Origin of the sequence: Caldicoprobacter algeriensis, from assembly GCF_023838525.1 — a bacterium.
Taxonomy (GTDB): Bacteria; Bacillota; Clostridia; order Caldicoprobacterales; family Caldicoprobacteraceae; genus Caldicoprobacter; species Caldicoprobacter algeriensis.
The window spans coordinates 102,795-120,699 of sequence record NZ_JAHUQD010000003.1 but is presented as its reverse complement, the minus strand read 5'-3'; the positions used below and the strand labels follow the sequence as shown (position 1 = coordinate 120,699).

Sequence of the window (17,905 nt, the reverse complement as noted above, 5' to 3'; positions counted from 1 at the left end):
CTACTATTTTGTAATCTTCCCTCAAGTGCATACTCAAAATAAAAGGCTTCCCATCACCACGAAAAAGTATTATAATGTATAAAAGCAAGCGGACAAAAGCTTGCCCGGGTCGCAGCTACCCCGGTTAAAAAAACAAGGAGGTTTTTTATATGTTCAAAAAAGCAAAAGATATCACAGAGGTTTCCTTGGTTGCCTGCCTTTATGCCGTTATCACAGTAGCCTTCTCTTCAATCTCTTACCTCCCCACACAATTTAGAATGGGCGAACTTGTAAAACCCATTTCAACTTTCCGCAAAAAGTTTGCAGTATCCATGATGATTGGAAACTTTCTCTCAAATCTCTTCAGCCCTTTTGCAGGTCCAATGGAACTCATCTTTATGCCCGTAAGCAACCTCATAGGGTGTCTATTGGGTTATTATGTCGGTAGATACACAAACAAATTCGTGGGCTCAATATTCATTGGAATATATATATCCGCCAGTGTGGCTCTCACGTTGAAAGTTGCGGCAAACTTCCCATTTTTCCAGACGTTTGTCAGCGTTTTAATCGCCGAAACTATTTTAATGGCAATAGGTTATTTCATTGTTTTGACAATCTTTGAACACTCTCGAAAAGTAGCTGAGCAACATAGGCACAACGATTGATTTTGTAGGGCAACCTTGCAGAATAATTATGGGGTGAAGTCCCCAGACCGAACCTGCAAACAAGCTAAAATAAAGCTCTCAGACTTTTCGAGAGCGTACAATCTTTAAAAAAGGGGGTTTTAAAATAGATGGATAAATACAGCAATAAAAGATTTGATGTTTATGGATATGACAAAATCGACACTGAGGTATTAGAAGCAATGGATTACGAATATCCCGCCAGGGATACCCTTGTGGAGTATTATACTGAGGAATTTTCATCTGTATGCCCCTGGACCGGCCTGCCGGATAACGCTAAATTGACTATTAAATATATCCCTTCTAATAAGCTGGTGGAATTGAAATCGTTGAAGTACTATCTCACGTCCTATCGTAATGTGGGAATACTACAAGAACATGCGGTAAACAGGATACTGGATGACTTGGTAAATCTGCTGAAACCAAAATATATGGAAGTGATAGGCGAATTTGTGGCAAGGGGAGGCATATCCACAAGGGTAACGGCCAAATATGATGGGAAAGAGGGGCTTGATCTTAATTAAGCCCCTTTCCAGCCTTTGTATTTGTTTTAACAATAGAACCTATATCTGTTCCGGCAGTATGTTGCCATCTACGCTATTGACGACATGCAAGCTTGTTTGTAAGATTTCACAGCCCAAGTCGGCTTCGTTCAATAAAGTCCCAGCCAAATTCTCTATTTCAACAATTCCTCCACTTCATCGATGGATGGCATAGCGGGTATGCCACCTCTCTTTGTTATGCATAAAGCAGCAGTGGCATTGGCAAATCGGATAATCTCTTCTAGCTGGTAGCAATCCATCTTTTCTATAGGACAGTCTATTCTCGAGATATTGTAAAGCATCCCTCCTAGAAAAGCATCTCCCGCTCCTGTGGTATCCACCACCTTTACCTGATAGGCGTGAACATGCCCCCGTCCGCTTGAGTACATGTAATAACAGCCTTGTCCTCCCAGCGTCACCAAAACAAGCTTGACACCCATGTCAAATACGATTTGGGCAGCTCGTTCGATATCCGACTCCCCCGTTAAAAGCCTCAGCTCTTCCTCCGATAATTTTACTATATCAGCATATCTTAAACCCAATATCATCTTCTGCTTTGCGGTATCGACATCCTTCCACAGCGAGGGCCTCCAGTTTGGGTTGTAGGAGATGATCTTCCCGTTCTGCTTTGCATACTCGACCGCCTTCAGTGTAGCTCTTTCAGCAGGCTGATGTGTCATGGATAATGATCCAAAATGAAATATTTTTCCTTTGTCTATTATGCCTGTCTCAATTTCATGCTCCTCCAGCAGAGTATCGGCTCCGGGATTACGCAAAAACGTAAAGCTTCTCTCTCCTCTTTCATCGAGGTGTACAAAAGCAAGTGTGGTGTTTGTCTGTCCTGTATATTTCAAACCTTGAGTATCTACATTGTTGTTCTCAAGCGTCTGCTTTAGAAAATGACCAAAATGGTCATCTCCCACCTTGCCAATAAATGCACAGCTACCACCAAGTCTCGCAACCGCAACCAGTACATTCGCAGGAGCACCTCCAGGGTTCATCTCAAAAAGCGGATTCCCATTATCAGAAATACCAGCTGGAGTAAAGTCTATCAATAGCTCCCCTAAAGCGACTACATCATAATCGTACATTATAATTCCTCCTAACTTTTGTAAAAATCAAAACCAAGTGAGCATCGAATTTTTGAAGTGTCTAAATTACATGTTAGTGCCACTATTTTAAATCTCATATTTCAACTGCTTTCCAAGAAATATTTTATCATATTTATCACATTTTGAGCAATTTGCTTCCATATTGTAGAAAACTAAAATCTTATTGTTCAATCTTGATAAAGGATATAAAAGTACAAAAATAAAAGGCTCGTAAAGAGCTTTTTATAATAAGTTTTAATTTTCCTTCAAAACCTGGGCTATGGTTCCTCCTCCCACCACTATGTCATCCTGATAGAACACGGCGGCCTGTCCGGGGGTTACAGCCCTTTGCGGCTCATCAAACACCACCTTAAGTTTGCCGTCCTCCTCCGGATAAAGCGTGGCTGGCGCCTCCTTTGCCGTGTATCTAATCTTGACGTTGGCCCTGATTGGCTCATCAATGGTGGGCACCGAGATCAGGTTTACATCCTCAACGATCATGGCCCTGGAGAAAACCTCATCATGCCTGCCCAGGACCACCGTGTTGGTTTCCGGGTCTATTGCCACGACATACATGGGCTCTCCTAGCGCTATGCCCAAACCTCGCCTCTGGCCAATGGTATAATGGATTATGCCTTTATGCCTGCCCAATATATTTCCCTGGGTATCCACAAAATATCCCGGCGCAATGGGCTTTGAAGCCCTTTCCTTCACAAACCGGGCATAATCGTTGTCCTTTACAAAGCATATCTCCTGGCTGTCAGGCTTATTGGCCGTCCTTAAGCCCAGCTCTCGCGCTATCTGCCTTACCTGCTCCTTGGTATAATTTCCAATAGGCATGAGGGTGTGCTCAAGCTGATACTGGGTCATGGTATACAGGGCATAGGTCTGGTCCTTTGCCTCGGCGACCGATTTCTTAAGCAGATAACGGCCCTTTTCCTGGTCGTATTCTATGCGCGCGTAATGTCCGGTGGCAACGTAATAGGCATCAAGGGCCATCGCTCGCCTGAGCAGCTCTTCGAATTTGATACGCCGGTTGCACATTATACAGGGATTTGGCGTGCGGCCCTTCAAGTATTCATCCACAAAATAGCATATGACCTCCTCGTCAAACACCTGCTGGAAGTTCATCACATAAAATGGGATGCCCAGCTGATTGGCAACCCGCCTTGCGTCCTCAACGGCAGAAAGCGAGCAGCATCCTCCCTCCTTTTCAACCATCTCCGGGTCATCGCTGGGCCATATCTGCATGGTCACCCCTATAACCTCATAGCCCTGTTGTTTTAAGAGATAAGCGGCTACAGAGCTGTCCACTCCGCCGCTCATCCCCACAACCACACGATTCTTGTTCATGAATTCACCTGCTTCTCCTGCTGTCTTCTTCTGTAATCCTCAATAGCGGCCTTTATGGCCTGTTCGGCAAGTACCGAACAGTGCATCTTTATAGGCGGCAGACCATCAAGGGCCTCGGCCACGGCTTTGTTCGTAAGCTCCAGGGCCTCCTCAATGGTCTTGCCCTTTATAAGTTCGGTGGCCATGCTGCTGCTGGCAATGGCAGCACCGCAACCAAAGGTCTTAAACTTTACATCCACTATTCTATTATCCCTTATCTTTAAGTATATCTTCATGATATCGCCACACTTGGCATTGCCTACCTCACCAACACCATCAGCATCTTCTATTTCTCCCACGTTCCTGGGATTCATGAAATGGTCCATTACCTTTTCGCTATACATAGTGTTTACCCCCTTTATGCTGTGCAAATAGTGGAGACATCTCCCTCAGCCTCTTTACAATACCAGGCAGCACCTCCAGCACATAGTCTATATCCTCATCGGTATTGTCATCGCCCAGCGTCAATCTGAGCGACCCATGTGCAATCTCATGCGGTAGCCCTATGGCCAGCAACACATGGGAAGGGTCCAGCGACCCCGATGTACAGGCCGAACCGCTAGATGCCGCAATGCCTTTCATGTCAAGGCTGAGCAGCAGAGATTCCCCTTCAATGAATTCAAAGCTGAAGTTGGCATTGCCCGGCAAACGCTTGGTGGGATGGCCATTCAGGCGTACGTTTTCTATACTGTTTAATACGCCGGATATCAGCCGGTCTCGCATGGCCGTCAGCCTTTTGCTGTTCTCCTCGAGGTTGGAAACGGCCAGTTCTATCGCCTTGCCCAAACCCACAATGCCGGGCAGATTCTCGGTACCGGCTCTTCTGTTGCGCTCCTGAGCTCCCCCGTGGATAAACGGATGGAGCTTTACGCCTTTTCTGATATAAAGCGCCCCCACACCCTTGGGACCGTAAAACTTGTGAGCCGATAAAGACAAAAGGTCTATGTTCATATCCTTTACGTCAACCGGTATATGGCCCACCGCTTGCACCGCATCGGTATGGAAGTATATGCCCCGCTCCCGGGCTATCTGGCCGATCTCCTTGATGGGCTCAATGGTACCTATCTCGTTATTTGCAAACATCACGCTTATGAGTATGGTCTTATCGGTAATGGCCTCCTTTACCTGTTCGGGATAGACCAGGCCGTAACTGTCAACCGGCAGATAGGTTACCTCAAAGCCCATCTTCTCCAAATATTGGCAGGTGTGAAGCACGGCATGGTGTTCAATGGAGGTGGTGATTATGTGGTTTCCTCGCTCTTTGTTGGCCCACGCCACACCCTTGATAGCCCAGTTATCGGCCTCTGTACCTCCGCTGGTGAAGTATATCTCCTCGGGAGAAACATTGAGGGCAGCGGCCGTCCTTTCTCTGGCGAGGTCCACAGCCTTCCTGGCTTCCCTACCAAAGCCGTGAACGCTTGAAGGATTGCCATATATCTCCTTAAAATAGGGCAACATCTCGTCAAGCACTTCTTGCTTGGTATAGGTCGTAGCAGCATGGTCCATGTACACTCTTCTCTGCATACTCAAGCACTTCCTTTCGGTAATATATTAATATTGGCATTTTTTGTTTTTGCATACACTAACCGTCATTGATTCAGAAATAAACTGATTTGAAAATGCATTTCTCTCACCTATAATAACACTAAGCCTTACCATCATGATTTGACTCATATAATTTTCTGTTTACCATTTTTGCACTCCTTAAGGACAAAGTTTGCACAATTGCCTCTTCACTCCTACAGTTCTAGCTTCAAATAACATTCTTCCGAGCCTTGTTTCTGCACAGTGGCCTCATATAATAGTAACGGCACTTATTCCAGCATCCGTTTTTCAACCATCCTTTTCCGCATTGCGCTGATGGAGCCGCTTGTAATCGTCTATCATATCCTGCAGCGTTATGGAATCCACGACCTGATTTATGCTGTCCCTGATCCTTTCCCAAACCAGGCGGGTAACGCAGTACTCGGCTTTTTCGCAGTCAGTCTCCTCGTTCTCTATCACGCAATCGACGGGAGCCATAGAGCCCTCCAGGCTCCTTATTATCTCCCCCACGGTTATCTTATCAGGGGAAGTGCTCAATACATATCCACCCTGTGCACCGCGTACGCTCTTTACAAGGCCGGCCTTGCGCAAGCCCGCCATCAGCTGCTCCAGATAAGCCTCCGAAAGCCCCTGGCGCTCAGCGATGCTCTTTAACGGAACGGGCTCGCCTGAATAGTTAAGCGCGAGGTCAAACATGGCCTTTACCCCGTATCGCCCCCTCGTTGAAAGCCTCACATTATACCACTCCTTAAAACCAAGTAAATTACTCGGTTTTGTTCTTAACACAGAATAGCATACCTTAGTAATTTTGTCAAGATTGACGCCAAAAAATTTTATCTGAGCTTTTCCAGTATTTTCTTGATACTTGCCTCCCACCCAGAATCTTTGGGGAAATAATACCTGACGCCTTCCAGTTCAGGCGGTAGGTACTGCTGCTTGGCACGGGCATTGGGATAATCATGGGAGTACTTGTACCCCTTGCCGTGCCCCAGCTCCTTTGCTCCCGGGTAGCTGGCGTCCCTCAGGTGAAGCGGAACGCTCCCAACGTTTTTCGTACGAACGTCCTCCAGAGCTTTTTCTATACCCATATAGGCCGAATTTGACTTGGGTGAACAGGCCACGTACAAAGCCGCCATGGCCAGTATTATCCTGCCTTCAGGCCATCCCACGCGCTCCACCGCTTGAGCCGCTGCCACCGCCACCTGTAGGGCAGTCGGATTTGCTAGCCCTACATCCTCGGCTGCCGCGATTATGATGCGCCGAGCGATAAACTCGGGCTTTTCTCCCGACTCCACCAGCCTAGCCAGCCAATGCAGCACAGCATCTGGCTCCATGTAGTTCCGCATGCTCTTTATAAAAGCGCTTACCACGTCATAATGATTATCCCCATCTTTATCGTACTTTATAGCCTTCTGTTGTATACATTCCTGTGCAATTTCCAGGTCAATGTATATTTTTCCATCCTCGTGGGGCGGAGTGGTCAAAGCGGCAAGCTCGAGGGCGTTCATAGCCACGCGGGCATCGCCATCGCTCAACCGCACTATGTGGTCAATGGCTTCCTCAGTGATAACGATGGGATACTCGCCCAGACCTCTTTCCTTATCCTTCAGGCACCTGTCGATGATGATTCGTATCTCCTGCGGGGATAGTGGCTCAAATTTGAATATGGTGGAACGGGACAGCAGCGCCTTGTTCACCTCAAAGTAAGGGTTTTCGGTAGTGGCACCTATGAGGATGATGGTGCCGTCCTCCACAAAGGGGAGCAGTACGTCCTGCTGCGCCTTGTTCAAACGATGGATCTCGTCAAAAAACAGTATAACCCGCCCTTTTGGATTCAGCAGATAATTTCTTGCCTCGTCAGCTATCTCACGGATCTCCTTTACCCCTGCAGTTACGGCATTCAACTTCTTGAAGGGATACTTGGTCTCCTTGGAGATTATGTACGCGAGGGTGGTTTTTCCGGTGCCTGGAGGCCCATAGAATATGGCCGAAGTAATCCGGTCGCTCTTTATGGCCCTGTAAAGCAGCTTGCCCTTGCCTATTATATGCTGTTGTCCAACGAATTCCTCTAGAGAGTTAGGACGCATCCTAGCTGCCAAAGGCATGTTCTTATCCATCTTCCCTCAATCCCTTTTTTTATTTTTATAAAATAGCGTTTGATAATATGAATCACCAACCTTCTGGAAGGCGGTTAATTCACAAGAGGTTTCTAACGCTTTTAACATAATAGTTTAACTTTCTCATCTGAAAAACAGAATTGGTAATATAAAACCGTAAAAATTCAACAATCGACGGGTTATTTCATTTTCGCCAGACCGGTTTGCGGCCATTGCGCACAATGCCAAATTGGTGAAATATACATAGAACAAAAAAGATGATCTTGGTGTAAGACCATCTTTTTTGTTCCTATACTGGATTTTATTTCAAAATACCATGGCTGTATAGCGGATAGCGTTTGCACAGGTCATCGACTATCCCCAGCACCTCTTCCCTGTTTTTCTCAAAATCCGGCAGAGCCAGTGAAATCGCCCGTGCAATTTGGCGCATATCCTCCTCTTTCATGCCCCTGGTGGTTACAGCCGGCGTACCTAAACGGATACCGCTGGTCACAAACGGGCTTTCGGGGTCGTTTGGAATGGTGTTCTTGTTAACCGTTATCCTCACCTTGTCCAGAGCCTTCTCGGCATCCTTACCCGTAATACCGCGATTGCGCAGGTCCACCAGCATTAGGTGGTTATCTGTACCGCCCGAGACAAGATTAAATCCTTCTTCGATAAGCCCATTGGCCAAAGCCTGCGCATTCTTTATGATCTGCTTCTGGTACTCCTTAAACTCGGGCTTTAAAGCTTCCCCAAAACACACCGCCTTGGCGGCTATTACATGCATAAGCGGCCCCCCCTGGGTCCCCGGAAAAATGGCCTTATCAATGATTTTGGCATATTTTTCTTTGCAAAGTATCATACCACCTCTGGGCCCTCTCAGCGTCTTGTGGGTAGTAGTGGTCACAAAGTCGGCATAAGGTACCGGACTTGGATGCAGCCCAGCCGCCACTAAGCCTGCGATATGGGCCATATCCACCATCAGATAAGCCCCGACCTCATCTGCAATCTCGCGGAACTTATCAAAATCAATCACCCGTGGATATGCGCTGGCACCTGCGACAATCAACTTGGGCCTAAATTCCCTGGCCAAACGCCTGACCTCGTCGTAATCTATATAACCGGTATTGGGATCAACACCGTAAGGAATAATCTTGAAATATTTCCCCGAGATGTTCACAGGACTGCCATGGGTCAAGTGTCCGCCGTGGGCGAGGTTCATGCCCATGATAGTGTCTCCCGGCTCCAGCACTGCGAAATATACCGCCATGTTGGCCTGAGCGCCCGAGTGCGGCTGGACGTTGGCATATTCAGCGCCAAACAGCTTTTTCGCCCTTTCAATCGCTATGTTTTCTACCACATCCACAAATTCGCAACCGCCATAATAACGACGACCAGGATACCCTTCGGCATACTTGTTGGTAAGGTGAGTACCCATAGCTGCCATCACAGGCAGGCTCACGAAATTCTCAGAAGCGATGAGCTCTATGTGGTCCTGTTGCCTCTTGAGCTCTCTTTCTATAGCCTCTGCTACCTCTGGGTCAGCGTTGTATATCTCCCTCAAATCTACCATAGACAAGACTCCTTCCTTTAATATGGATTTTGGAAATACTTTTTAACTTGAAAGCCGCTCGAATTTTATATCCATTATAATTACAACTTTCAAAATTGACAAGTTTTTTCACAAAAAAAAGATCGGATTTCTTCCGATCTTTTTATAGAACAGTCTGTATTACCCTTTCAAGCTCAGCTTTTGGCCTTACCCCCACTAGCTGGCCAATAGCCTCTCCGTTTTTGAAGAAATACAGCGTCGGTATGCTCATAATCCCGTACCTCTGGGCCAGCTGGGCCTCTTCATCCACATTCACTTTGCCCACCTTTAGCCTGCCAGCGTATTCATCAGCCAGCTGGTCAATGATTGGTGCAATCATCCTGCACGGACCGCACCAGGCAGCCCAGAAATCGACCAAGACAGGTACATCCGATTGCAGCACCTCTTTATCGAAATTATCAGCGGTCAATGTAATAACGTTTTGACTTGCCATATCCAACTCTCCCTTCTATTTTTTAATTATTTCCATCACTTATGTTTTTATTATTTAGTATTGAGATCATACGCGGCGTAAAATGATTGCTCCTTTTAAAGACAGGGTCCAAAGCGCGTATAACCACAAAGGCCACCGCGGTGAAGGCAAGCCCCAGCCCCGCTCCTGCCAGCTGCCGGTCAGCTCCTATATACCCACCGAGTGCATACCCTACTATGACCCCCATCATCAACGCAACCAATGGAATCAAATAAGTTATGAGCGATGCTTTAAGTAGCTGGCCAGATTCCAGGCTCAGCTCAACCACGTCGCCTGGCTTGGCGTTCAGATTATTGGGCAGGGTGAGAAGCATCTCATCGGGCCCAGCGCCAAGCCCGCAGGCCCCGCAGTGCCGGCATGCCGAGCTTCGCTGGATGCGCACCACCGCCATATCGCCTTTTGTTCGAATCACTTCTCCCACTTCTGTCATAAGCTATCATCCCCGTATCAAAAATACTGCGGCAAAACCCATCCTGGTAACTACTCTCATAGAAACAAAATCATCTAGCACCCTGTGGCCAATCGATGAGGTCCTTTACCACCTCGCCGGCCAGGATAAATCCCACCACCGGCGGAACAAAGGATATGCTACCCGGCGGGTGTTTGCGCCCGCCTGCCGGAGTAGCGACACCTTCTGTCGCGCTCTCTTTATTTGAATCATCGGAACCATCAACATTAGCAAAAGTATACTTCGGCTTTATTGGTGGCTCGGTGGAATACACCACCTTCAGGCTGTCTATGCCCCGCTTTTTCAGCTCGCGCCGCATCATTTTAGCTATGGGGTCCACCGAGGTCTGATATATATCCCCCACCCTGAAGGCAGTGGGATCCATCTTGTTTCCAGCCCCCATGCTAGAAATTATGGGTATACCCTTTTGCTTGCATCTCACCACAAGGTCAATCTTGGAGCCTACGGTATCCATGGCATCGATCACATAATCACAACCTGTATCAAGGAACTCCTCGGCCGTATCGGGCCCGTAAAATGCCGCGCGGCATATGACATTCAAACCCGGATTTATCCTGAGCAGCCTTTCCTTCATCACATCAACCTTGGGTCGCCCAATGGTTGTGGTGTCAGCATGAATCTGGCGGTTGATGTTGGTGGGGCACACCCTGTCATAATCCACCAAGATCAGCGTTCCCACCCCACATCTTGCCAGAGCCTCAGCGGCAAAGCTGCCCACCCCTCCAATTCCAAACACCGCCACCGCGCTGCTATTGAGTTTCTTTAGCGCCTGCTCACCGATCAGCCACTGGGTCCTTATAAAAGCGTGGAGCATATCATCACCCGCGTTATCATTATATTTAACCATTTATCGCAATATTAAACCACAATTTTTAAACTTACGCATCCACACGGATATGAACCTCTTTTAGCTGTTTGGGCTCCACTTCCGATGGAGCATCGGTCAGAGGGTCGGATGCGTTCTGCATCTTGGGGAAAGCTATGACGTCCCTTATGGTATCCCTACCGGCCAGCATCATCACTAAGCGATCCAGGCCATAGGCAATTCCTCCATGAGGCGGAGCACCGTACTTGAAAGCCTCAAGCAAAAAACCAAACCTCTGCCAGGCCTTTTCCTTGGAGAAGCCAAGTACATTGAGCATCTTTTCTTGCATCTCAGTAGTGTGGATCCTAATGCTGCCAGATGCGAGCTCTACCCCATTTAATACAACGTCATAAGCCTTAGCTCTTACCCTTCCGGGATCAGTATCCAGATATTCTATGTCCTCATCCATAGGAGCAGTAAACGGATGGTGTTTGGCAACGAAGCGCTTTTCCTCTTCATCATACTCCAGCAGCGGGAATTCGGTAACCCACACCAGGTTGTATTTCGATTCGTCAATAAGGTTCAAGCGACGACCCAGCTCCAGGCGTAGCTGCCCCAGGGCCTGGAACACCACATCGTCCTTGTCGGCCACAAAAAGCAGCAGGTCACCAGGCTCGGCTTCCAGGTGCTTTAGTATGCTGCTCAGCTGCTGCTCGGTGAAAAACTTGGTGATGGGCGACTTCAAGCCGTCATGCTCAACGGCAATCCATGCCAACCCTTTTGCTCCGTAGTTTTTGACGAAATCCACAAGGGAGTCTACCTCACGCCTTGAAAACTTGGCAGCACAGCCCTTGGCGTTTATGGCCCTTACGCTGCCGCCAGACGCGACAGCGCCCGAAAACACCTTGAACTCGCAATCCCTTACCAGGTCAGTTACGTCCTTGAGCTCCAGGCCAAATCTCGTGTCGGGCTTGTCTGTCCCGTACCTCTCCATGGCTTCCTTGTAAGTGAGGCGCGGCAACGGCAACAATATCTCAATCCCCAGGGCCTTTTTGAATATGTCGGCCAGCATCTCCTCATTTAAGGCTATGACATCGTCTACATCCACAAACGACATCTCTATATCTATCTGCGTAAACTCGGGTTGTCTGTCGGCCCTCAAGTCTTCATCTCTAAAACACCTGACGATCTGAAAATACCTGTCAAACCCTGACAGCATGAGTAGCTGTTTGAAGAGCTGAGGCGACTGAGGCAGTGCATAGAACTTACCAGGATGCAACCTGCTGGGCACTAAATAATCTCTGGCACCCTCGGGCGTGCTCCGTGTGAGCATGGGCGTCTCTATCTCATAAAAACCTTTGGAATCCAGAAAATCCCGCACCCACTTGGTTATTCTGTGGCGCAGTATTATGTTTCTCTGCATCTCCGCCCGCCTCAAATCCAGGTACCGGTATTTCAACCTCACCGTCTCGGAGACGTTTATGTCATCCTCAAGGCTAAACGGCGGCGTGTTCGAAACCGATAAAATCTTGAGCTGGCTTGCCACCACCTCAATCTCGCCCGTGGGAATCTTGGGATTGACGGTATCGGGATCGCGCTTTACCACCGCTCCCTTCACGGCCAGGACATACTCCGAACGCACCGCTTCGGCTTTTTGGAATACCTCTTCGCCGCATCGCTCCTCGTTAAATACCACCTGTACTATGCCGGTGCGGTCTCTTAAATCGATAAATATCAACCCGCCCAGGTCACGGCGCCTATGCGCCCATCCCATAATGGTTACCTCCTGCCCTACGTGTTCAAGGTTCAAAACACCGCACATATGGGTTCTCTTCCAGTTTCCCATTAACTCGACCATACCGCATTCCTCCTTTTTTCTTCATATTTTGTGAGTTACTTGGCTGAAATCTATATCGTTTGACATCACCATCTATCAACAGTGTGACTTATCATCTTATTACAGGTCAACCACATGTTACAACAGGTCAGCCGGATATCCCGTCCAGTATATACCCAATCTAACCACACCATTCGCGTATATCTAGTACATTCATAGACATTGACTACATTAACGCGAACGTTAGGCGCCCATTCTCACACACCGTCACTACCTGTATCGTCCAAGTTAAACCCATTGCAGGTGTTTGCCCCGGTCACCCTGCCAGACAGCCACGCTGTGACACGCCAGCGGAAAACCCGACAATACCAGCATCAAGTTAACCATCCTTGTTGTTCAATCAAGCCTCCTTAAACGCTCAAAGTAAGGGATAATCTCATTCACGGGCACCGTCTCTTCCTGCCCGGATGCCATATCCCTTATTTTAACGCATCCCTGTCTGAGCTCATCCTCGCCGATTACACATACCCTGGGTACCTTCAGCTTGTCTGCATATTTAAACTGGGCTTTTATGCTCCTGCCCACGTGGTCCATATCGGCCGAAATTCCCCTCAAGCGCAAATCCTTAACCAGCTTAAAGGCCTTAAAGCGCGCCTCATCCCCAACAGTTATGAACATGACGTCCAGATTTGATGGCTGCGGTATTTCAACTCCCTGATTTTCCATGACTAAGAGCAACCTCTCAATGCCCATGCCAAAGCCGGCGCCGGGCGTTTCGGGGCCACCGCACAGCCCCACCAATCCGTCATAACGCCCCCCACCGCATACCGTTCCCTGTGCCCCTATGTCCCGGGAAATAAACTCAAACACCGTTTTGGTGTAGTAATCCAGCCCTCTTACAATCATGGGATTGACCTTATAGGATATGTCCGCGGCATCAAGATAGCGCTTAAGGCTCTCAAAATGCGCCCTGCACTCATCGCATAGAAAATCGAGTATTACCGGAACGGACGCTACCACCTGCCTGCACTTTTCTTCCTTGCAGTCCAGTATTCTCAAGGGATTTCGATCGAAGCGCTGCCTGCAGTTAGGGCACAGTTCATTGAGCTGCTCCGATAAGTACTCTTTGAGCGCCCGGTGATACCTGGGCCGGCAGACGGGACAGCCAATGCTGTTTATATTGAGTTCCAGGTTTTTTATGTTGAGCCTTTCAAACAAAGCCGCCGCCAAGCTTATGACCTCGGCATCCATCGACGCATCCGGAGCACCAAACACCTCCACGCCGAACTGGTGATGCTCCCTCAACCGCCCTGCCTGAGGCTTCTCGTAGCGAAACACCGGGGTTATATAATACATCTTGACCGGCTGGGGCTGCGCATAAAGCCTACCTTCTATGTAAGCGCGCACCGCTCCTGCCGTACCCTCCGGCTTTAGGGTAATGCTCCTTCCACCCTTATCGATAAAGGTATACATCTCCTTCTGAACCACGTCGGTGGTATCACCCACCCCCCGTTCAAACAGCTCGGTGTGCTCAAAAGTGGGGGTACGCACCTCTTTATAGCCAAACAGACGGGTAACCTCCCGTATCATCCCTTCGACATAGTGCCACTTGTATGACTCGTCGGGCAAGACATCCTTCGTGCCTTTAGGTGCCTGAGTCAGCATCTCCCTATCCCTCCTCTGCATTAACTTAAAAAACCTCTCATTCCCTTCATTGATTAAGGGACGAGAGGTTTAACTGCCCGCGGTACCACCCTTGTTGGAGAAATAAGCTTCTCCCGCTCTTCCCTTAACGCCGGATTGGGCGGATCTGCCTACTTCCATTCAGCAGACCGGCTCCAGGGCGTCCTTCCCGGGACTTCCGCAAGGGATGCTCCCACCCACGACCAACATTTGGACGCGGCATCCCCTCTCTGATGCATCCATCCAGGTACTCTCCCCTTCACAGCCATTGGGGTATAATGTTATAAGTATTATAAAGCCAAGGACAAGGTACTGTCAACTATGGTTTTCTACAGCTTCAGAACGTTAAGCCCCACATCCTGGTCAAACTCCCTATCCACTTCTCCTTCCACTTTCTGGACGAAAACCTCGCACACGCCGCTTACGACGGCCGAATTCAAATGCCCCCCTATAGCCTCAAATTCAGAATTGGCAAGGGTGGCGTGTATGTGAAGATATGTCTCGCCATTCATGGTGGTAACATTGCCCGTGAGTGAAGTTATCTCGTGCTCACCTGTTATCGCTGTTGAGCGATACACCTTCTCAGTGGTATCAAAGATTCCTATGACCAGCTTGTTTGAAGCCCCTATGCCAGTGATATAGCCCAGCTTAATATTTTCCGCCTCACAAAAGCGCTTCAGCGACTCGACGATCTCCTCCCCCTTTTCAATGCTTACAACGTAAGTATTCCCAAACCTTTTATAGGTCATCCTCAACACCTCCTTTATACCCATCTATAAACCTCATCTTTCGCTCTATCATCTCGTCAAGCCTATCCATGTACTCCTTCACGTCCTTTACGTTGGGGACTCGCTGTATGCAGTCATTTTCGGCAAAGTATACCTTGCTCACCGCACCGGCACCAAAAGCCCATATGGTCTGCTTTTCCCCCATCATCTGGATGTTGTATATGCACGCCTTGCCAGGCTTAGTATATCCAACGTTTTCAAGATTACCCACCATGTATTTCTGGCGATAAAGATAATACGGCACCAGCCCCATCTTCTTGACCCATCTCTGGCATACCTCCAGCATTTTCTCAGCCATATCATCTGAAGTTAAGGGGTACTTATCCAGCGATTCCTTGAGCCTGGATGCCCTCTTTATAGCAAGGGTGTGGACGGTGAGGTTATCGGGCTGCAAAGCCGCAATGGCCTCCATGGTCCTTTCCATGTGCGGCACGCCTTCGCCGGGCAGCCCCACTATGACGTCCATGTTTATGCAGTCAAACCCAATATACCTAGCCATGTGAAACCTCGACATGACCTGCTCCACCGTATGCCTCCGGCCGATCCTGTCAAGCGTCTCCTGGTTCATGGTCTGGGGGTTGATGCTTATGCGGTTTACCCCGAAAGCCTTGAGCAACGAAAGCTTGTCAAGGTCCAGAGTATCGGGCCTGCCGCATTCCACCGTATACTCGTCTATGTCCCGGCCATCCAGCAACACGTCCACGGCGCTTAGCAACCGCTCCAGTTGGGGGTAGGCAAGGGCAGTTGGGGTCCCGCCGCCTATATAAAGGCTTTGAATCACAACCCCTTTTTGGAGCAAAACCGAGACCACCCTCTCTAGCTCGGCAACAAGGAAGTCTATATAGGCATCCACCATCCCCCCGCACCCGTCCATCACAGCCGATGGAAAGGAACAATAAAGGCATCTGGTGGTGCAAAAGGGAATGTGTATATACAGCGATACGGTGTCGACAGAGGCGGATTTTATCACATCCCGCTGGTTGTTGGCCGTCTCAACCAGAAGCCGAGCCTTATCATCCCTTACGTAGTACTCAGACTCCAAGACGCCCAAAACCTCTTCATCGCTCAATCCATCATCCATCAGGTGGTGCACCACCTTAAGCGGGCGCACGCCGGTGAGTATTCCCCAGTGCGGATGCTTGCCGGTAAACTCCGACAGCACGTCATACACGCATTGGCACAAAACCTTCTTTATCTCCCTCTTCTGTTTGAGACAAGACCTCCTAGTGCTTTCATCCAATTTTTGTCTTCGCTGGCTGTCAAACAGCACCTTCCCGCTACCGTCTTTCAGGTAGCTTTTAGCTACAACTTCAAAGTCCGAGCAAGTATATTCAACAACGATGAACAAACCCCTATGCCCATCGGCTTTTCCTCCTGAATTGTCCCCTTCTGCCGGCACATCGCCCAGCACCTTGACCGGCCAGCCAGGGAAAAACACACGAGTCAGTTCCCATACCTCGTGCTCAAAACCGCCACTTGAAACATGAATATATACATTCAAATCACAGCAGCCCTCCACTCATTGTCTGATTTATGCGACATCCTCTTACTTCTAAAATCGGACAGGTCAAGCCCTACAAGTCTGATCATGGCTCAAACCAAGGCCTTTAAAACGCCTTTCATCCCCTCAAAAGAAGCAAGGTTTCTCGACGGAGCTTCACGATAAGATAGACGTACACAAGATTGATTCAGAAGAATGAGTTAAGTTAAGGCCTCTCACATAGCAAACAATTCTCAACAGCACTTTATCAGATTCTCAACAATACCTTTTATCAGCCATCATTTCACATAATACCTTATAAACGGATTGGCAGTCCTTTCAGTACCAATGGTGCTCTTCAATCCATGGCCCGGATAAATGGTGTAATCATCATCGAGTACCAGCAGCTTATCCCTTATGGAGCTGATCAGCTGGCCATAACTGCCCCCGGGAAAATCGCTCCTGCCTATCGCCCCCTGAAACAGCGTATCCCCTGTGAACACCGCCTTTACCGGGCTGTTCACCACGAAACAGGCACTGCCCTCCGAATGCCCCGGCGTATGGAGTACCTCCATCCTTACATCACCAACGGCAATGATATCTCCCTCTTCGAGCAATACATCCGGCGGCACCTGCACCAAATGCCCTCCCATGAGCGCCGAAAGGTTCCGGCTGGCATCGGTAAGGGCCTGGGCATCACCGGAATGAATGGCCACAGCGGCCCCCAATTGCTCCTTGAGGAACTTTACGGCCCCTATGTGGTCAAAATGGCCGTGCGTAAGCAGTATATGCTCCACATTAAGCCCTTCATACTGTATGCGATTTAAAATGCGCTGGCCATCTGCACCGGGGTCAATAACGGCCGCCTTCCTGGTATTCTCACAATACACTATATAGCAGTTGGCAGCCAGCTCTCCAACCGGCATGGCTATAACCTTCATGTTTGCTTCTCCTTTCCACATCAAAAAGTCCTCTTACTGTCCAGCAGTATCGTCACGGGCCCGTCATTGAGCAGCAATACCTCCATCTTCGCCTGAAATATGCCGGTGGCTACATGGATGCCCAGCTCACCTATTCTTTCTACAAATAAGTCGTAATACCTCCTGGCCATATCGGGAGGTGCCGCCTGCGTAAAACTGGGCCTGCGCCCTTTTCTGCAGTCCCCGTACAGGGTAAACTGCGACACCGCCAGTATGGCTCCGCCCACATCCTGCACCGACAGGTTCATCTTGCCATTCTCGTCCTCAAACACCCTCAGGCCTGCCACCTTGTCCACTATATATGCCAGGTCATCTTCGCCATCGTCCTTTTCCACGCCCAAAAAGACCAGCAGCCCATTCCCAATTGAGCCGACTACCTCTCCATCCACCTTAACGCTGGCGTGCTTCACTCGTTGAACAACAGCTCTCATCCAAAACCACACTCCAT

The 17,905-nt window shown here is 48.8% G+C and carries 18 protein-coding genes and 1 other annotated feature; of the genes, 2 read left to right on the top strand and 16 right to left on the bottom strand.

The features are described from left to right. Positions 1-149: 149 nt before the first annotated feature. Together KVG29_RS02825 and queF are read left to right on the top strand one after the other, a co-directional pair. Complete coding sequence (locus KVG29_RS02825) at positions 150-644, top strand: QueT transporter family protein (RefSeq protein WP_252226343.1); 495 nt, start codon at positions 150-152, stop codon at positions 642-644. Between the two features lie 128 nt (positions 645-772). Further along, positions 773-1,186: a preQ(1) synthase gene (gene queF, locus KVG29_RS02820; RefSeq protein ID WP_252226342.1), complete on the top strand. Its 414-nt coding sequence runs from the start codon at positions 773-775 to the stop codon at positions 1,184-1,186. A 152-nt stretch (positions 1,187-1,338) separates the two neighbouring features. On the opposite strand, the gene KVG29_RS02815 is transcribed toward queF, so the two are convergent. From KVG29_RS02815 to dtd, 16 genes are all read right to left on the bottom strand, one after another. Next, positions 1,339-2,295 carry a carbohydrate kinase family protein gene (locus tag KVG29_RS02815; protein ID WP_252226341.1) on the bottom strand — a complete coding sequence of 319 codons (957 nt, stop codon included), beginning with the start codon at positions 2,293-2,295 and terminating at the stop codon, positions 1,339-1,341. Positions 2,296-2,550: 255 nt separating this feature from the next. Beyond that, positions 2,551-3,648: a tRNA 2-thiouridine(34) synthase MnmA gene (gene mnmA, locus KVG29_RS02810; protein WP_252226340.1), complete on the bottom strand. Its 1,098-nt coding sequence runs from the start codon at positions 3,646-3,648 to the stop codon at positions 2,551-2,553. Further along, on the bottom strand, positions 3,645-4,031 hold the full coding sequence (gene nifU / locus KVG29_RS02805) for a Fe-S cluster assembly scaffold protein NifU (RefSeq protein WP_204487736.1): 387 nt from the start codon (positions 4,029-4,031) through the stop codon (positions 3,645-3,647). The genes mnmA and nifU overlap by 4 nt, the downstream gene beginning before the upstream one ends. Next, complete coding sequence (gene nifS / locus KVG29_RS02800; RefSeq protein WP_252226339.1) at positions 4,024-5,211, bottom strand: cysteine desulfurase NifS; 1,188 nt, start codon at positions 5,209-5,211, stop codon at positions 4,024-4,026. Before nifS ends, nifU begins: the two co-directional genes overlap by 8 nt. Positions 5,212-5,520: 309 nt before the next feature. After that, entirely contained in the window at positions 5,521-5,967 is a 447-nt protein-coding gene (locus KVG29_RS02795; protein WP_252226338.1) for an RrF2 family transcriptional regulator, read from the bottom strand. A 98-nt stretch (positions 5,968-6,065) separates the two neighbouring features. Beyond that, positions 6,066-7,349: a replication-associated recombination protein A gene (locus KVG29_RS02790; RefSeq protein ID WP_252226337.1), complete on the bottom strand. Its 1,284-nt coding sequence runs from the start codon at positions 7,347-7,349 to the stop codon at positions 6,066-6,068. Between the two features lie 301 nt (positions 7,350-7,650). Beyond that, positions 7,651-8,904 carry a serine hydroxymethyltransferase gene (locus KVG29_RS02785; RefSeq protein ID WP_252226335.1) on the bottom strand — a complete coding sequence of 418 codons (1,254 nt, stop codon included), beginning with the start codon at positions 8,902-8,904 and terminating at the stop codon, positions 7,651-7,653. Between the two features lie 142 nt (positions 8,905-9,046). Next, complete coding sequence (trxA, locus tag KVG29_RS02780) at positions 9,047-9,376, bottom strand: thioredoxin (protein ID WP_252226333.1); 330 nt, start codon at positions 9,374-9,376, stop codon at positions 9,047-9,049. A 22-nt stretch (positions 9,377-9,398) separates the two neighbouring features. After that, positions 9,399-9,845: a SoxR reducing system RseC family protein gene (locus tag KVG29_RS02775; RefSeq protein ID WP_252226331.1), complete on the bottom strand. Its 447-nt coding sequence runs from the start codon at positions 9,843-9,845 to the stop codon at positions 9,399-9,401. Positions 9,846-9,915: 70 nt separating this feature from the next. Further along, a complete protein-coding gene (locus KVG29_RS02770) occupies positions 9,916-10,698 on the bottom strand; it encodes a tRNA threonylcarbamoyladenosine dehydratase (RefSeq protein ID WP_252226474.1) in 783 nt (260 codons plus the stop codon). Positions 10,699-10,762: 64 nt separating this feature from the next. Continuing rightward, complete coding sequence (gene aspS / locus KVG29_RS02765) at positions 10,763-12,547, bottom strand: aspartate--tRNA ligase (RefSeq protein ID WP_252226329.1); 1,785 nt, start codon at positions 12,545-12,547, stop codon at positions 10,763-10,765. A gap of 375 nt (positions 12,548-12,922) precedes the next feature. Further along, on the bottom strand, positions 12,923-14,191 hold the full coding sequence (hisS, locus tag KVG29_RS02760; RefSeq protein WP_252226328.1) for a histidine--tRNA ligase: 1,269 nt from the start codon (positions 14,189-14,191) through the stop codon (positions 12,923-12,925). A 53-nt stretch (positions 14,192-14,244) separates the two neighbouring features. Then, positions 14,245-14,481 (bottom strand) — a binding site (T-box leader). 57 nt (positions 14,482-14,538) lie between these two features. Next, positions 14,539-14,958 (bottom strand): PPC domain-containing DNA-binding protein, encoded by a 420-nt coding sequence (locus KVG29_RS02755; protein WP_252226326.1) that lies wholly within the window; start codon positions 14,956-14,958, stop codon positions 14,539-14,541. Beyond that, positions 14,948-16,498 carry a coproporphyrinogen dehydrogenase HemZ gene (hemZ, locus tag KVG29_RS02750; protein WP_252226325.1) on the bottom strand — a complete coding sequence of 517 codons (1,551 nt, stop codon included), beginning with the start codon at positions 16,496-16,498 and terminating at the stop codon, positions 14,948-14,950. The genes KVG29_RS02755 and hemZ overlap by 11 nt, the downstream gene beginning before the upstream one ends. 278 nt (positions 16,499-16,776) lie before the next feature. Continuing rightward, on the bottom strand, positions 16,777-17,439 hold the full coding sequence (locus KVG29_RS02745) for an MBL fold metallo-hydrolase (protein WP_252226323.1): 663 nt from the start codon (positions 17,437-17,439) through the stop codon (positions 16,777-16,779). After that, entirely contained in the window at positions 17,439-17,888 is a 450-nt protein-coding gene (dtd, locus tag KVG29_RS02740) for a D-aminoacyl-tRNA deacylase (protein ID WP_252226321.1), read from the bottom strand. Before dtd ends, KVG29_RS02745 begins: the two co-directional genes overlap by 1 nt. Between the last annotated feature and the right edge of the window lie 17 nt (positions 17,889-17,905).

What these genes read in the sequence shown, in the direction of transcription:
- aspS (WP_252226329.1), bottom strand. Translation starts at nt 12,547, where the DNA reads ATGGTCGAGTTAATGGGAAACTGGAAGAGAACCCATATGTGCGGTGTT.
- KVG29_RS02790 (WP_252226337.1), bottom strand. Translation starts at nt 7,349, where the DNA reads ATGGATAAGAACATGCCTTTGGCAGCTAGGATGCGTCCTAACTCTCTA.
- KVG29_RS02785 (WP_252226335.1), bottom strand. Translation starts at nt 8,904, where the DNA reads ATGGTAGATTTGAGGGAGATATACAACGCTGACCCAGAGGTAGCAGAG.
- queF (WP_252226342.1), top strand. Translation starts at nt 773, where the DNA reads ATGGATAAATACAGCAATAAAAGATTTGATGTTTATGGATATGACAAA.
- mnmA (WP_252226340.1), bottom strand. Translation starts at nt 3,648, where the DNA reads ATGAACAAGAATCGTGTGGTTGTGGGGATGAGCGGCGGAGTGGACAGC.
- nifU (WP_204487736.1), bottom strand. Translation starts at nt 4,031, where the DNA reads ATGTATAGCGAAAAGGTAATGGACCATTTCATGAATCCCAGGAACGTG.
- dtd (WP_252226321.1), bottom strand. Translation starts at nt 17,888, where the DNA reads ATGAGAGCTGTTGTTCAACGAGTGAAGCACGCCAGCGTTAAGGTGGAT.
- nifS (WP_252226339.1), bottom strand. Translation starts at nt 5,211, where the DNA reads ATGCAGAGAAGAGTGTACATGGACCATGCTGCTACGACCTATACCAAG.
- trxA (WP_252226333.1), bottom strand. Translation starts at nt 9,376, where the DNA reads ATGGCAAGTCAAAACGTTATTACATTGACCGCTGATAATTTCGATAAA.
- KVG29_RS02770 (WP_252226474.1), bottom strand. Translation starts at nt 10,698, where the DNA reads ATGCTCCACGCTTTTATAAGGACCCAGTGGCTGATCGGTGAGCAGGCG.
- hisS (WP_252226328.1), bottom strand. Translation starts at nt 14,191, where the DNA reads ATGCTGACTCAGGCACCTAAAGGCACGAAGGATGTCTTGCCCGACGAG.
- KVG29_RS02815 (WP_252226341.1), bottom strand. Translation starts at nt 2,295, where the DNA reads ATGTACGATTATGATGTAGTCGCTTTAGGGGAGCTATTGATAGACTTT.
- KVG29_RS02825 (WP_252226343.1), top strand. Translation starts at nt 150, where the DNA reads ATGTTCAAAAAAGCAAAAGATATCACAGAGGTTTCCTTGGTTGCCTGC.
- KVG29_RS02755 (WP_252226326.1), bottom strand. Translation starts at nt 14,958, where the DNA reads ATGACCTATAAAAGGTTTGGGAATACTTACGTTGTAAGCATTGAAAAG.
- KVG29_RS02775 (WP_252226331.1), bottom strand. Translation starts at nt 9,845, where the DNA reads ATGACAGAAGTGGGAGAAGTGATTCGAACAAAAGGCGATATGGCGGTG.
- KVG29_RS02745 (WP_252226323.1), bottom strand. Translation starts at nt 17,439, where the DNA reads ATGTGGAAAGGAGAAGCAAACATGAAGGTTATAGCCATGCCGGTTGGA.